Source organism: Paeniglutamicibacter gangotriensis Lz1y, assembly GCF_000348945.1.
Classification (GTDB): domain Bacteria; phylum Actinomycetota; class Actinomycetes; order Actinomycetales; family Micrococcaceae; genus Paeniglutamicibacter; species Paeniglutamicibacter gangotriensis.
This window is the reverse complement of record NZ_AOCK01000014.1, coordinates 1-13,941: the sequence shown is the minus strand read 5'-3', so window position 1 is coordinate 13,941 and position 13,941 is coordinate 1. Positions and strand designations below refer to the sequence as shown.

The 13,941-nt window shown below is 62.1% G+C and carries 11 protein-coding genes and 1 pseudogene; 9 read left to right on the top strand and 3 right to left on the bottom strand.

The genetic code is table 11. From position 1 onward, the window contains the following. Nucleotide 1 precedes the first annotated feature (1 nt). Nucleotides 2-883, bottom strand: a complete 882-nt coding sequence (locus tag ADIAG_RS18705) for a fumarylacetoacetate hydrolase family protein (protein ID WP_007273001.1) — start codon at nucleotides 881-883, stop codon at nucleotides 2-4. Nucleotides 884-1,282: 399 nt separating this feature from the next. Here ADIAG_RS18705 and ADIAG_RS18700 point away from each other — a divergent pair, with 399 nt between their 5' ends. The 9 genes from ADIAG_RS18700 (at nucleotide 1,283) to ADIAG_RS18660 (ending at nucleotide 11,198) form a co-directional block, all read left to right on the top strand. After that, nucleotides 1,283-2,059, top strand: a complete 777-nt coding sequence (locus tag ADIAG_RS18700; protein WP_235045962.1) for an ABC transporter permease — start codon at nucleotides 1,283-1,285, stop codon at nucleotides 2,057-2,059. Continuing rightward, nucleotides 2,056-2,829 (top strand): ABC transporter permease, encoded by a 774-nt coding sequence (locus ADIAG_RS18695; RefSeq protein ID WP_007272999.1) that lies wholly within the window; start codon nucleotides 2,056-2,058, stop codon nucleotides 2,827-2,829. Before ADIAG_RS18700 ends, ADIAG_RS18695 begins: the two co-directional genes overlap by 4 nt. Continuing rightward, nucleotides 2,819-3,676 (top strand): ABC transporter ATP-binding protein, encoded by an 858-nt coding sequence (locus ADIAG_RS18690; protein ID WP_007272998.1) that lies wholly within the window; start codon nucleotides 2,819-2,821, stop codon nucleotides 3,674-3,676. Before ADIAG_RS18695 ends, ADIAG_RS18690 begins: the two co-directional genes overlap by 11 nt. 27 nt (nucleotides 3,677-3,703) lie before the next feature. After that, nucleotides 3,704-4,282: a maleylpyruvate isomerase family mycothiol-dependent enzyme gene (locus tag ADIAG_RS18685; protein WP_007272997.1), complete on the top strand. Its 579-nt coding sequence runs from the start codon at nucleotides 3,704-3,706 to the stop codon at nucleotides 4,280-4,282. A 111-nt stretch (nucleotides 4,283-4,393) separates the two neighbouring features. Beyond that, nucleotides 4,394-5,353: an ABC transporter substrate-binding protein gene (locus ADIAG_RS18680; RefSeq protein WP_007272996.1), complete on the top strand. Its 960-nt coding sequence runs from the start codon at nucleotides 4,394-4,396 to the stop codon at nucleotides 5,351-5,353. Between the two features lie 82 nt (nucleotides 5,354-5,435). Next, nucleotides 5,436-7,409, top strand: a complete 1,974-nt coding sequence (locus ADIAG_RS18675; RefSeq protein ID WP_007272995.1) for an aconitate hydratase — start codon at nucleotides 5,436-5,438, stop codon at nucleotides 7,407-7,409. A 55-nt stretch (nucleotides 7,410-7,464) separates the two neighbouring features. Further along, a complete protein-coding gene (locus ADIAG_RS18670) occupies nucleotides 7,465-8,715 on the top strand; it encodes a CaiB/BaiF CoA transferase family protein (RefSeq protein WP_007272994.1) in 1,251 nt (416 codons plus the stop codon). Continuing rightward, nucleotides 8,712-9,665 carry a beta/alpha barrel domain-containing protein gene (locus ADIAG_RS18665; protein ID WP_007272993.1) on the top strand — a complete coding sequence of 318 codons (954 nt, stop codon included), beginning with the start codon at nucleotides 8,712-8,714 and terminating at the stop codon, nucleotides 9,663-9,665. Before ADIAG_RS18670 ends, ADIAG_RS18665 begins: the two co-directional genes overlap by 4 nt. 381 nt (nucleotides 9,666-10,046) lie before the next feature. Beyond that, the gene (locus tag ADIAG_RS18660; RefSeq protein ID WP_007272992.1) at nucleotides 10,047-11,198 is read left to right on the top strand and encodes a cupin domain-containing protein; all 1,152 of its coding nucleotides are present in this window, start codon (nucleotides 10,047-10,049) and stop codon (nucleotides 11,196-11,198) included. Nucleotides 11,199-11,448: 250 nt separating this feature from the next. Here the strand turns inward: ADIAG_RS18660 and ADIAG_RS18655 are convergent, their stop codons facing one another. Both ADIAG_RS18655 and ADIAG_RS18650 read right to left on the bottom strand, forming a co-directional pair. Further along, the gene (locus ADIAG_RS18655) at nucleotides 11,449-12,354 is read right to left on the bottom strand and encodes an IS982 family transposase (RefSeq protein WP_007272991.1); all 906 of its coding nucleotides are present in this window, start codon (nucleotides 12,352-12,354) and stop codon (nucleotides 11,449-11,451) included. A gap of 124 nt (nucleotides 12,355-12,478) precedes the next feature. After that, nucleotides 12,479-13,831 (bottom strand): annotated as a pseudogene (locus tag ADIAG_RS18650) (integrase core domain-containing protein). Between the last annotated feature and the right edge of the window lie 110 nt (nucleotides 13,832-13,941).

Below are 13,941 nucleotides of genomic sequence, written 5' to 3'. Positions count from 1 at the left end.
CTCAGCGCACCGTATCTGCGGCAAGGCGCGGACCCGGGCGGTCCGCGTAGTTAATGGCTGTTCCGGCGCTGACAACCACGGCAAGACGGCCGAGCTTCTCGATCTCCAGGATCACATCATCACCGTCGGCCAGCGGTCCCACGCCGGCAGGGGTTCCGCTGGCGATTATGTCACCAGGTTCCAGATCCATGACATGGCTGGCATAGGAGATCACCTCGGCGATCGAGAAGATGAGTTCCCGTGTGTTGACCTGTTGGCGCAGTTCGCCTCCCACCCAGCATTTGAGTTGCAGATCATCCGGGTCACCGACTTCATCGGCCGTGACGACATAGGGGCCGGTGGGTGTGAAGGTGCGGAAGGACTTCCTTGTTGAACGGTCCTCCCCGGACCTGACGGTGATGTCCAGCACCGGCATATAGCCGAAGACATAATCCAGCGCCTGGTCGACGGAAACGTTGCGGGCCAGTTTGCCGATGACGACTCCCAGTTCACCTTCCTGGTCCGTGCGCTTGTCGAGATATGGCAGCTGGATAGACTCGCCCGGGCCGATTACCGAGGAAGGGGACTTGAGAAACACCCCATACTCACCAATGGTTTTCTGCTCCGACATTTCGATCTGATGATCGATGTAATTGACCGGGGCTCCGATGACCTTGTGCGGGCGGGGAAGCGGGGCGCTGATCGTCGCCTCGGTAAGTGGAATCCGGGGAGCGGCGGAGAAGTCCATGGCGGCGAGGTCCTGAACGGTTTTTCCGGCCTCGAGCAGTGCCAGCAGGGGCCCGCCTTTGCCGGAGTCAGCGACGCCTGCCAAATCAGTTATGTCAGTCAACTCGTCGTTGTCCACGATGCCGAGTCGTGCGCCGTTAAAAGTTGCCAGTCTCATGGGTTACCTCTTCGTCGATGTGCTAGACATTGATAAATGCGGACGCATTTCTAGATGTCATCCATTATGCATGACTGCCCTGATGGAATCAATGGTTGACATACGTTGCCACGATCGTGGAGTCTTGTGTCACACGAATAGTTGTTCGTGGCAGAGACGGCCCATCTGGAACGTCTTTCACTGGGGGTCCGAGAACTTCCAATCTGCACCTAACACACGGCTTGTTGCCGTCGATCTCCGCTTGCGCACATACGGACCAAACCAAGGAAACGGGCAATGCAGCCTTTGACACCCATTTTTGACCGACATAGTGACAGACCGCTGGCCGACGAGAAATCTAGCGGGCCCCTTCCTTTGCCCCGTTCCTTCCCTGGAGGGGAAAAGCCTCGTCCGGGAAAGATGAGACGGTCGAAGAAGCAGTTGCCCGGGCTTGCGGGCATTATTGGGTTCCTGCTGCTGTGGGAGTTGATTCCACGCGTGGGCGTCGTTGAGCCGCGGTTCTTGCCACCTGCCAGTGAGGTCATCGCGGCACTGATCACCGATTTCAGTTTGACGGCGTTCTGGGTTGCGGTGGGCGAGACCATGCTGGCTTGGGCGATCGGCCTGATGATGGCGATCGTGCTGGCCGTGGTGCTGGGGTTCATCACGGGTTCGTCGATGGTCCTGCGAAAGTTCACGAACTCGACGGTGGAGTTCCTCCGCCCGATCCCTTCGGTGGCGCTGATCCCGCTGGCCGTGCTGCTGTTCGGCGTGAAGATCGAATCAACCCTGATGCTGGTGGTCTACGCGTCTTTCTGGCAGGTTTTCATCCAGGTGCTCTACGGGGTGGCCGATGTGGACAACGTGGCGATGCAGACCGCCAAGTCCTACGGGCTCGGCACCATGGCCCGGGTCCGCCACGTGGTGTTCCCGACGGCGCTGCCGTACCTGATGACCGGCATCCGTCTGGCCGCTTCCGTGGCGCTGATCCTGGCGATCACCGCCGAACTGGTGATCGGTTCCCCCGGGCTGGGCCGCGAGATTGCTCTGGCCCAGTCTGGCGGCGCGATCTCAGGGATGTACGCGCTGGTACTCGCGACGGGCCTGATCGGCGTCGTCATCAACCTGGTCATGCGTTTCATTGAGCGCAAGACCTTGTCCTGGCATTCCTCGATCCGTTCGGAGGCGATCGTATGAGGTTCTTGAAGACTCTTGGATACGTGCTGGCGTTGCCTCTGATCCTGGTTGCGATCTGGTGGGTCTCGACGCTGGGGGAGACGAACTTCTTCGTGCCTACCCCGGCGCTGCTGGCCGAGGCGTTCGCCGAGACGTGGCTCGGGGATCGCATCCTCTCGGACGTGCTGCCCAGCATCGGGCGCCTGGTGGTCGGGGTTTCCTCGGCGATCATCTTCGGCATTGTCACGGGCCTGTTGATCGGTTCGGTCAAGTGGCTGCGGGACCTGACGGAACCGGTGCTTGAATTCTTCCGTGCCATTCCGCCGCCGGTCCTTGTGCCGGTCCTGATGCTGCTGATGGGTATCTCCGATTCCATGAAGGTGGTTGTGATCATCTCCGGCTGTATCTGGCCGGTGCTGTTGAACACCATCGAAGGTGTCCGCGCCATCGACGGGGTGCTCTCAGACTCGGCCCACACCTACGGAATCCAGGGCTGGGCGCGGGTTAAGTACCTGGTGCTTCCGTCCGCCGGTCCGCAGATTATGGCCGGAATCCGCCAGTGCCTGTCGATCGGTTTGATCCTGATGGTCATTTCCGAAATGTTCGCCTCATCCTCTGGACTTGGCTTCGCCATTGTCCAGTTCCAGCGGTCCTTCGCCATTCCGGAAATGTGGTCCGGCATTGTGATCCTGGGCCTGATCGGCGTGGCAATGTCATTCATCTTCCAGTGGACCGAGCGGCGTGTGCTGCGCTGGTACCACGGCCTGCGAGAGGTAGAAAATGCAATCTGAAACCACCCCGGCTCCGGCCGGTAAGACCCTGCCCGGGAACGAGGCCATGCTCTCGGTCCGCAACATGAAGAAGGTCTACAAGACCGACGGCGGCGACATCGAGGCCGTGCGGAACCTGACCTTCGACCTGAAGGCCGGCGAGCTGGCCTGCCTGGTCGGCCCCTCCGGTTCCGGCAAGACCACGCTCCTGAAGTGCATTGCCGGGCTGATGGCCCCGACCGAGGGCGAGGTCCTGCTCGACGGCGTGAAAGTCTCCGGCCCGCCAAAGAAGATGGCTGTGGTGTTCCAAGAATACGGCCGTTCACTCTTTCCCTGGATGCGGGTGCGGGAGAACGTGGAGCTGCCGCTGAAGAACCAGGGTGTGCCCAAGGCTGAACGCGACAGGCTCGTCGACGACGCGCTGGAGGCCGTGGGCTTGGCCCACGTTCCGCAGTCCTACCCCTGGCAGCTTTCCGGCGGCATGCAGCAGCGCGTGGCCATCGCCCGCGCCGTGGCCTATCAGCCCGAGGTGCTGCTGATGGACGAACCGTTTGCGGCCGTGGACGCACAGACCCGCGCGGACCTGGAGGACCTGATCCGCACCGTTTGGCGCAAACTCGGCGTGACCGTCCTGTTCGTCACCCACGATATCGACGAGTCCGTCTATCTGGGTGAACGTGTGATCATCCTCTCCAGCTCGCCGACGGTGATTCAGGAGGATCTGACCATCGATCTGCCCGACGAGCGGGACCAACTCAACACCCGCTCGCTGCCGCGGTTCACCGAACTGCGCCACCACGTCTACGAACAGATCCAGCTCGCCAAGGCAGGGCACCGCCCCACCGCCGCGGCGCAGGCCGGCCATTAATGCCGGTCGAATTCGGAAGGTGTATTAATGGTTGCCCGACATGATTTGGTCACTGACCCGGATCTCAGGCTCGCCCTGCTGCTCGCCCGCCGGGGCACCTCCCACTTCGGCAGGAAACTCAACGAACTCCGGGATGTGGATTTGGACGGACCCTCCCGAATTTCAGGCTGGAGCCGCCGCCACGTCGTGGCGCATGCCGCCTACCAAGCGAGGGCGCTCGTTCGGCTGGCCGAGGCGGCGGGGGTCGAATCACGTATGTACCCGCCTCCGGCGGCCCAGGATGAGCTTATTGCCTTCGGAGCGACGCTTGCGCCGCAGGCACTTCGAAACCTTTTCGCCCACTCTGCGGTGCACCTAGATGTTCAGTGGCGCGACACGACGCCGGAGACCTGGCGGAATACGTTGGTGCTGCCGGACGGCGGTGAGTTGCCGCTGGCGGACACCGTTTGGTTTCGGGCCCATGAAGTTTGGATCCACGCGGTCGATCTTGACAATGGAGCGCGATTCGAGGAGCTCCCCGGGCAGATTGCTGAGTACTGCCCGCCAGGCGGCCGCCGAATCCTGGCCTGCACCGATAACGGACCTGCGCCAATGGCGCGACCATAACCACTGCCTGGGTTGGGTCACGTTCCGAAAAAATGGTTGACGTTACTATAGACGATCGATATCTTGTATATATTCTATCCGCAATGACGCGGTGAACCTTTGGGAGTTGCCATGAAGAAATTAGCAGTTGCAATCCTTGCAGCGACCCTCCTGTCCCTGACGGCCTGCGGGGGAACCTCCCCAGCCGCCAAGACGGCCGGGGAGGGCGGTCTGACACCGATCAAGGTCGGGGTCATCACAATCACCGATGCCGCGGCCGCATACGTAGGCGTGGACCAGGGATTCTTTGAGGAGGAGGGCCTCAAAGCGGAACTGGTTCCGGCCCAGGGCGGCGCGGCGATCGTTCCGCTGGTGGTCAGTGGCGGCGCCGACTTTGGGTTCAGCAACGTCACGTCGCTGATCATCGGACGGTCCAAGGGGCTGCCCCTCCAAATCGTGTCCGCCGGCAACGCCACCACCGGCATAGAAGGCAAGGACTTCGCCGACGTGCTGGTCAAGGACGACAGCGGCATTGAGGACGCCGGAGACCTTGTACACAAAAAGATAGCCGTCAACACCCTGAACAATATTAGTGACACCACTGTCCGCGCCGCCATCGAAGCCGCCGGAGCTGATGGGTCCAATGTGACCTTCGTCGAGATGCCGTTCCCCGACATGCGGGCCGCGCTGGCAAAAGGAAACGTCGATGCGGTGGCCACCGTGGAGCCGTTCCGCTCCATGATCCTGGAGGACAAGACTCATTCGGCGGTCTCGAATTACGCCGCCCCGCTGACCGACCTGATGGTAACGGCATATTTTACTTCGGAACAGATGGCAGCCCAAAAGCCGGAAGTGGTGGAAGCGTTCAAGCGGGCCATGTCCAAGTCCCTCAAGTACTCCGATGAGCATCCCGACGCCGTGCGGAAGATTCTGCCGGAGTTCACCGCCATGGACGACGACCTGGTGAACAGGATCGTTCTTCCGCGCTTCCCATCCCAGGTCAACCGTGATTCCGTCAACGAAGTTGCCGAACTTGCGCTGAAAAACGGTTTGATCGACAAACTGCCCGATATGGAGAAGTTCGTCCCCTAGCCGACTCGTACAGACCGATGTCCGCCGTGTGCGGAGGCCCGCATGGCTGATTCTCCACAGATCCTTGAAGAAAGCGGCGATTATGTCCGATAACTTGACCACTAAGATTCTCCGGGCCCACTTCGCTTCGGGCGAGCTGTCCCCCGGACGGGATGTGACGGTTTCGGTCGACCAGGTGCTCCTGGAAGACGCAACCGGCACCATGACGGCCATGCAGTTTGAGATGTTGGGAGTGGATTCCGTCGCCGTCCCTCTGGCGGTGACCTACGTCGACCACAATGTGCTGCAGATTGACGACAAGAACATGCAGGACCACCAGTACCTGAGGACGTTTTCGGCCCGGTACGGCCTGCATTACTCCCCGGCCGGCCACGGTATTTCGCACTACATCCACCTAGAGAAGTATGCCCGGCCCGGCGGTGTGCTGGTGGGCGCGGACTCTCACTCCTCGATGGCGGGAGCTGTAGGGATGTTCGCAGCAGGTGCCGGCGGACTTGAGGTGGCCGTCGCGATGGCCGGATTCGGCTTTGACTTCGTCTGCCCGGAGGTGGTGGGCGTCGAATTACGCGGCCGGCTCGTGGGAGCAGCGTCGGCGAAGGACATTGTGCTGGAACTCCTGCGCCGGCACGATGTGCGAGGTGGCAGGGGGAAGGTGTTCGAGTTTTTCGGGGACGCAGTGGCCGGCCTGAGCACCTCGGCACGGGGCACCATCTGCAACATGATTGTTGAAACCGGAGCCACCACGGCGATCTTTCCCTCCGATAGTGAGACGCGACGCTGGCTCGTTGAGCAGGGGCGCGAGGCCGATTTCCAAGAGCTCACCGCTGACGACGGGGCAGCATATAACTCCGTGGAATCGATCGAACTGGGTGCGCTGGTTCCGTTGATCGCAATCCCGCACTCGCCAGGCAATGTTAAGACTGTCGCGGAAACGTCCGGTGTTGAACTGTCGCAGGTCTGCGTCGGCTCGTCGGTAAACAGTTCCTACGAGGATCTGGCCACGGTAGCGGCGATCCTCAAGGGGCAACAGATCCACCCGCGCATCCAGTTGACGGTGACTCCCGGATCGCGGCAAATCCTGCAGACCATTATTGCCTCGGGAGTGTATGACGACCTGCTACAAGCCGGAGCGAGAATGTTGGAACCCATCTGCGGGCCTTGCGTGGGAATCGGCCAGGCCCCGTTAGGCAACGAAGCCTCGCTGAGGACTTTCAACCGGAATTTCCCGGGACGCAGCGGCACCGCAGAGGATATGGTCTACCTGTGTTCGCCCGCAACCGCTGCAGCCAGTGCGCTGACCGGTGTCATTACCGATCCGAGCGCTGTGGGCATTCAGTCACTGCGTCCGGCGGTACATGCCGGCATGGACATCCACTCGATTCACATTTCCGCACCGCTTCCGGAGGCCAGACGCACGGCAATTGAAATTATCCGTGGCTCGAACCTTGTACCGCCGCCGGTGCCCGGCCCGTTGCCGCCGACGATTGATGCCCGCGTACTGACCGTAGTTGGTGACGACGTTTCCACCGGTGACATGGCGCCCGACGGCGCGATCGCCATGTCCGTCTGGTCAAACATCAAGGCCTGCGCAGCCTTCATGTTCCGCCGTGTGGACCCCGGTTTCCACGACCGGGCACGGGAATGGGACGGGGGCGTCATTGTCGGCGGTGAAAACTACGGCCAGGGCTCGTCCCGCGAGCACGCGGCACTGGTCCCGCTCTACCTCGGTATCCGAGTCATCGCAGCGCGCAGCTATGCGCGCATCCATCGGCGGAACCTCATTGCCGTAGGCATCGTGCCTTTGCTGATACCACCTTCCGCCCGGAGCACGCCGGGGGAGCACTGGGTCATCGAGGGCCTGGCTGACGCCATCACCTCCAGTGCCACCGAGGTAACTGCACTAGTGGGCGGAGGTGGGAGCCTGCAGCTGGGACTGGATCTTTCACCCAGTGAACGATCGGTCTTGGCTTCCGGCGGACTGCTCGCACATATACTCAACGGCGCGCGCCCCGGCGTCGCTTCCGCTCACCCCGCCGAATTGACTGAAGCTAGCTGATCGTCACGCCGGACAGCCCTGAATACCGAGAAAAATCAGAGGATACCGATAGACCATGAATGAAGAACAGATTGCACCGCTGGCCGGCATCCGCGTCCTGGAGCTGGGAAACTACATCGCGGCACCGACGGCCGGGCGGCTGCTGGCGGATTTCGGCGCAGAGGTGATCAAGGTCGAGCGACCTGGCACCGGAGATGAACTCCGCAACTGGAGACTGCACAAGGGAACGACGTCGATGCTGTTTCGGACCATCAACCGGAACAAAAAATCGGTGGTGTTGGATCTGCGGACCGATGCCGGCCGCGCCGCGGTGATTGAACTCGTCGCGCACTGCGACATCCTGGTGGAGAACTTCCGGCCGGGCACCCTGGAGCGGTGGGGCTTGGGACCTGAGGTGCTCAACGAAGCGAATCCTGAGCTGGTGATCAGCCGGATCTCGGCCTTCGGACAGACCGGTCCGCTTGCGAGCCGGCCGGGTTTTGCGGCAGTGGCTGAAGCTTACGGCGGCCTGCGCGAACTCGTCGGCGACTCCGATCGGGCGCCGGTGCGGGTCGGGGTTTCGATCGGCGACTCCATTGCCGGGATTTATGCTGCGTTTGGCGCCGTCATGGCCCTCTTCCAGCGGGAGTCACGGCGCGGGAAGCGGCTGCCCGGCTCGGCCCTGGAACACCGTGTCATCGACGTTGCCCTGCATGAGGCCATTTTCTCGATCATGGAATCCCTCGTGCCGGACTATGAGGCCTACGGTGTAATCCGCGAACGTGTGGGGGGCCGCGTCGAGGGGATCGCACCGTCCAACGCTTACATCTGCCAAGACGGTGCGAGCATTGTCGTCGCCGGAAACGGAGACTCCATTTTCCAGCGCTACATGGGAGTCGTCGGCCGCCCCGACCTTGCTGCCGATCCGGATCTGCGGTCCAATGCTGGCCGGTGGGCGCGCCGCGACGAGCTAGACTCTGCCATTGGCGCGTGGGCCGCAGGCCGCAGCAGCCTCGAGGCGCTGGCAGAACTAGACGCCTCAGGCGTCCCGGCCGGCCCCATCTATACAGCCGCGGACATAGCTACCGATGAACAATATATTGCCCGCAACATGATTCAGCGCGTCACCGTCTCGACGGGCGAAGAGGAACTCGAAAACATCGGCTTTCCGGGTATTGTTCCCGTGATCGGCAACGAGTCGCTGCCCGTGCGCAGCCTGGGTCCCGACCTTGGTGCGCACACGGAGGAGATTCTGAGCGGCCTGCTCAACCTGACACCGGATCAAATCCTTCAGGCTTGCGGTGGCGAGGAGATGGTGCCGCGATGAGACACCCCGCCACACAATTTGAATTCACACCTTCCGCCGTCCTGCGCGATGTGACGCTGCGCGACGGGCTTCAGCTGACGGGAAAGCTCCTGTCCGTCGAGAGAAAAGTCGAGCTGGTCAGGTCGCTGATCGATTTGGGGGTCAGCGAAATCGAAATCGGGTCGATGGCCCAGCCCGATCTCGTGCCGCCCATGGCTAACACTTTGGAGGTCGTGCAGGCCCTGACCCCGGAGGAATTAGCGAAGTGCTGGATCTGGGTGGCAACGCCCAAGCACGTTGCGAGGGCGGCCGCACTCGGGGTCACCCGGTTTCAATATTGCCTCTCCGCCTCGGAAGCACATAATCAGGCGAATCTTGGTCGTTCCGTGGAAGCCAGCCTGGACGCGCTGCCGCAGGCCATCGCCTGCGCGGATCAGGTCGGCGGACAGGTCCAGCTGTGCATTGCGACATCGTTCACTTGCCCCTTTGAGGGAATGATCCCTCCTCAGCGGATTATCGACATTGCCAACGATCCAAGGACCGCAGGAACAGTGGACATCGTCATCTGCGACACGCTTGGTCAGGCTGTGCCAGCGCAAGTCTCCGGCCTGATCGGCCGAGTCCTCCACGAGACACCCGAACGGCGTATTGTCTTTCACGGCCACGACACGTGGGGCCTCGGCGTGGCGAACACTCTCGCTGCAATCCAGGCGGGGGCAACCATGGTGGACGGTGCCCTCGGCGGACTCGGGGGCTGCCCGTTTGCCCCCGGCGCGAGTGGTAACAGCTCGAGCGAGGATATCCTCTTCGCCACACGCCCGGCATGGCTGACACCGGGGAAGTTCGGAGCACTCGTCGCCCTCACCGAGCTCTTACTCGCGGATCTCGGCGAGGCAAACCGATCCAAGGCCGCCCAGGGCGCACGTTCAAAGACTGCCGCCTTCGAATGGGTCCTAGAGGTCGCACCCTAGCCATGCCGAACGGGTCCCTGCTCTTTACGGGTTTTTCCAGGTTTCCCGATCGCCACCGTTGTCTCACGGCCACATCCCGTTATTCGTATGGCGGAACCAGGGCTGCGAATTACCGCCGAAATCACAGGACAAAATCAAGGCGGTCCTCGGCAGACAATGATGCCGCGGTACGTACCGAAGACACCATCTCGGCCCTAGATGCCGTTATTGGACGGAACGGATGATTGGAAGTTCCTTCCTCCGACGAACCGCATTTTTATAGACAATCAAAAGTGCGATCGATATTCTAAAAGTAATGTGTCGCTCCCTGGCGGAGTCCACATCCCGCAGCGGACACAGCCTGCCGCACGGTGCACGAATGCCAACTACAAAGGAGTGGAAATGAGCAACGATCCATCAACTGACAGCATGACCGCGGAGTCAACCGTCTCACTGGACGCCATGAACCGGCCAGAGCCCAGCCCGGAACTCGATAGACTATATGCGGACTACGCACGTATTAGTACATCCCCTCTCTGGACCCAGCTCGATGATCTGATGCCGATCGTGCCGTCGCCAAAAGCAATCCCGTATGTCTGGCGCTGGCACGACCTACTGGACATTGCGCGACGTTCGGGTGATCTGGTGCCGGTAGGCCGTGGCGGGGAACGCAGGGCAATCGGACTGGCCAACCCCGGACTGGCTCCGACCGCGTACGCAACCCCGACGCTGTGGTGTGCCATCCAGTACCTCGGTCCGCACGAGACAGCGCCCGAGCATCGTCACGCACAAAATGCTTTCCGATTCGTCGTTGAGGGCGAAGGCGTCTGGACGGTGGTTAATGGTGATCCGGTCGCTATGCGGCGCGGGGACCTACTCATGACCCCGGGGTGGGCTTTCCACGGCCACCACAACGACACGGATCAGCCGATGGCCTGGATAGACGGGCTTGATGTCCCGTTTGTCCACGACATGGATTTCGGCTTCTTTGAATTCGGCTCGGAGCGGGTCACCGACGAAGCGTCACCCAGCGTCTCGCGGTCCGAACGCCTCTGGGCGCACCCCGGCCTCACGCCCCTGTCCGCACAGGACTCACAGTCCAGCACGCCCATTGCCGCCTATCGGTGGGAGTTCACGGATCAGGCACTGCGCGAGCAACTGAAGCTGGAAGACGAGGGGCATCCGGCCACACTGGAGCCGGGGCATGCAGCCATTAAATACACCAACCCCACGAACGGTGGTGACGTACTCCCCACCATGAGGGCCGAATTCCACCGACTGCGCGCGGGGGCAAAAACCGCCGTCCGCCACGAGGTTGGTTCGTCGGTATGGCAAGTCTTCGAAGGCTCGGGCGCCATCGTGCTGAATGGCGATCGGCGGGAGTTGACAAAGGGTGACCTATTCGTCGTCCCGTCGTGGATTCCATGGTCACTCGAAGCTGGCACGGAATTTGACCTGTTCCGGTTCAGCGATGCTCCCATCGTGGAGCGTCTGAACTTCCAGCGCGTCTATCTGCCGGAATCGAATCGATACCTTCCGGGCGGCCGGGGCTGACGGGCAGGACGGGGCAGGTCCAGCGTGGATCTCACATTCCCTCCGGACGTTTCCGGCCGGACCCGCTGGCGGCTCGCCCCTCCAGGGAGCAACTCGGAAAGCCTCTGCGGTTCGGGTCCGGCTGAGCGTCCAGTAGTTGTCGCCCCGTCGTGCCGCTCGTAGGTGAGGACATCGACGGCGGCCCTTGCCACGGCGAGGCCGCGGCCGACGTCCGCGAAAGAGCCAACTAGATGATTAAGTCCTATTCATTTCAGTGGTCGTAGGCGGTCAGGGACCGTTTTCGGGGCTCGTTGGCTTTCCAGTTGTGCCAGATTCCGGCCGCGAGGGCCAACAGTTTTGAGGCGACGCGGGCATAAAGCCCGTCGAGGGTCCGAGCACCGTGATATTCCAGCCCAAGCTGGCCCTTGAGGGTGTCAAAGACGGACTCGATCCACTGGCGGATGCCGCCGAACTTCCTGAACCGGGGTTTTTCGTCCTTGCGGTCCGGCCGCACCAGGTTGGCACCGAGGTCCTCGGCGATGAACCGCTCGAAGTCCTTTCCGGCGAAGCCCTTGTCGGCGAGGATGACCTGCCCGTCGCGGACCAGGTGGTGGTCGCGGCGCAGCAGGGCCTCGGTGACCTCGCGTTCCCCGAGCTTGGGGTTGGCCAGTCCCCAGATCACCGGCATGCCCTCCGGGGTGCTGATCAGGTACAGGCGGAAGCCCCAGAAGTAGCGCGAGTGCGAGGCGCAGTACCCGTAGCCGGCGTGCCCGGCCAGGTCCGAGCGCTTGACGGTTTCGCGGCTGGTGCCGCACGGCACCGGGGTGGAATCGAGCAGGCGGAGGATTTCGTGCCAGGATTCGGTGTCCCGGGCCAGGGCGGTGATCACCGCTGAGATCAGGGTTCCGGCGGCGCGTACGCGTTTGTTGTAGCCGGATTGCTGCGGGATGCCGGGGAACCGTTCCCGCAGGTGGGTGCGGGCGTAGCGCACCCACCGCGACTCGGAGGAATGCCCGTGCAAGAGGTGTTGGGCCACGACCAGGCACAGCAGCTCGGCGTCGCTAAGCGCGGCCTTGCGGCCGGGTTTGCTCGAGCGGTCGTATCCCAAATCCGGCAAGATACGGTCGGTGAGTAGGACGTAGAGTGTGGTCAGGAGGGTGTTGAGTTTTGGGTTCACATACGAGGCTTAACACTCTCCGTGTGATGTCTCGACTCATCGGTGACACTTCTGCATCAGCACTTCGGTGACACTCGATGTGTCAAGACATCGGTAGCGGTTCGGCCCGGTTGCGGGGCGTTTTCTACGTTTTCACGGCTCGCTGAAAAGACGTTCGGGCGGATTTGATTCCAACATGCTTGGTTCCCGGTGCCGGCCAGCCGAATTCCGCAATGATCTCGCCTTCCATGGTGACGAAGATGATCGCCTCGGGGTCCCACGTGATGGTCACCTGCCGGTGGGCCTGTCGGGTGGTCAGCGAATAGACGACATCCTTGAAACGAATCGTGCCGTTGGAGTAGACCTTCAGCGTCCGGTCTCCGCTCGGTTCAGTGGTGTTGAAGCTGCCGCTGACCCGGGCAGGGCTGGCAGAGACCTCGACCAAGGGTGTTTCCGGTTCCGTGGCCAGCAGCGGCTCGGACGGCTCGGGCCCTTGGGGCGAAGGCCCTGCGGGCTCGGCGCCGCCGCCCTGCGTTGATTTGGTAACGTCCGGGCGTGGCGCCTCGGCAATTTCTGTGGCATCCTAGGCTTGCTGAGGGGTGATGCGTCCGGGCAGTGCCTGGTGCGGCCGTTGGGTGTTGTAGATGACGTCGAACCGATCCACCTGTGCTTGCAGCTCGGCCAACGACTCGGCTATGGGCTGCTTGTCCAGGTAGCGGAACAGGGTCTGGTGAAACCTCTCGTTCTTGCCCTGGGTCGTGGGCTTGTACGGCTTGCCCGTGATCATGCTGACGCCCAGGGACGTCATGTAGGTGACCAGTTGGCCGACCGCTCCGCGCCGGGTCGGATTAAGAGCCATGCCGTTGTCCGTGAGCAGGCGTTGGGGTACCCCGTGTGCCGCGATGCCCTTCTTCACCACGGCGATGGCCGCTTCGCTGGTTTCCCCGGACGCGGCCAACGTGGCCACTGCCAGCCTGGAGTGGTCATCCTGCAGCTGGAAGACCACGCACTTGCGTCCGCCGGTCAGGACGTATTCGGTGGCGTCCAGTTGCCAACACGCATTCGGTGCCGGGTAGACGAAGCGGCGCCACGCTGCACGTGGCTTCTTCTGTGGCTCGTTGCGGGCAACGTCCCGTTCGCGGAAGATCCTGGCCAGCGCAGCGGTGGACGGTGCGTCCATGCCGAGGGACTTCATTTTGTCGTGCACGCTGATGGTCCCGTGGTCCAGGCCCGATGACTCCATTGCGGCGCGGACCTTGACAGCTTGGTCCTTTACCGATTCGCTCAGGGCGGTGGGAGAGGTTTTCGGCCGGCGTGAGCGCGGTTCGAGGGCCGCAGCCTGGCCTTCGTTGCGGGCAACGGCGCGGATCTTGTAAAACGTCTTGCGGCTGATGCCGTGGGCCTGGCAGAAAGTCGTCACCGCGCCACGGGGAGCATCGTCGGGCCATTGGGCAATGTCTAGCCGGAGTCGGGCATCGACGGGTTCGTTGGATTTCACATCCGATCAGTTCACCCCATGGATTCATGGATTAACAAATCAAGAAGTGTCACCACCAAGAGTGCTTGTTTTGTCACCGATGTGTTGATGCAGAACTGTCACCGATGTCC

What these genes read in the sequence shown, in the direction of transcription:
- ADIAG_RS18705 (WP_007273001.1), bottom strand. Translation starts at nt 883, where the DNA reads ATGAGACTGGCAACTTTTAACGGCGCACGACTCGGCATCGTGGACAAC.
- ADIAG_RS18700 (WP_235045962.1), top strand. Translation starts at nt 1,283, where the DNA reads ATGAGACGGTCGAAGAAGCAGTTGCCCGGGCTTGCGGGCATTATTGGG.
- ADIAG_RS18695 (WP_007272999.1), top strand. Translation starts at nt 2,056, where the DNA reads ATGAGGTTCTTGAAGACTCTTGGATACGTGCTGGCGTTGCCTCTGATC.
- ADIAG_RS18690 (WP_007272998.1), top strand. Translation starts at nt 2,819, where the DNA reads ATGCAATCTGAAACCACCCCGGCTCCGGCCGGTAAGACCCTGCCCGGG.
- ADIAG_RS18685 (WP_007272997.1), top strand. Translation starts at nt 3,704, where the DNA reads ATGGTTGCCCGACATGATTTGGTCACTGACCCGGATCTCAGGCTCGCC.
- ADIAG_RS18680 (WP_007272996.1), top strand. Translation starts at nt 4,394, where the DNA reads ATGAAGAAATTAGCAGTTGCAATCCTTGCAGCGACCCTCCTGTCCCTG.
- ADIAG_RS18675 (WP_007272995.1), top strand. Translation starts at nt 5,436, where the DNA reads ATGTCCGATAACTTGACCACTAAGATTCTCCGGGCCCACTTCGCTTCG.
- ADIAG_RS18670 (WP_007272994.1), top strand. Translation starts at nt 7,465, where the DNA reads ATGAATGAAGAACAGATTGCACCGCTGGCCGGCATCCGCGTCCTGGAG.
- ADIAG_RS18665 (WP_007272993.1), top strand. Translation starts at nt 8,712, where the DNA reads ATGAGACACCCCGCCACACAATTTGAATTCACACCTTCCGCCGTCCTG.
- ADIAG_RS18660 (WP_007272992.1), top strand. Translation starts at nt 10,047, where the DNA reads ATGAGCAACGATCCATCAACTGACAGCATGACCGCGGAGTCAACCGTC.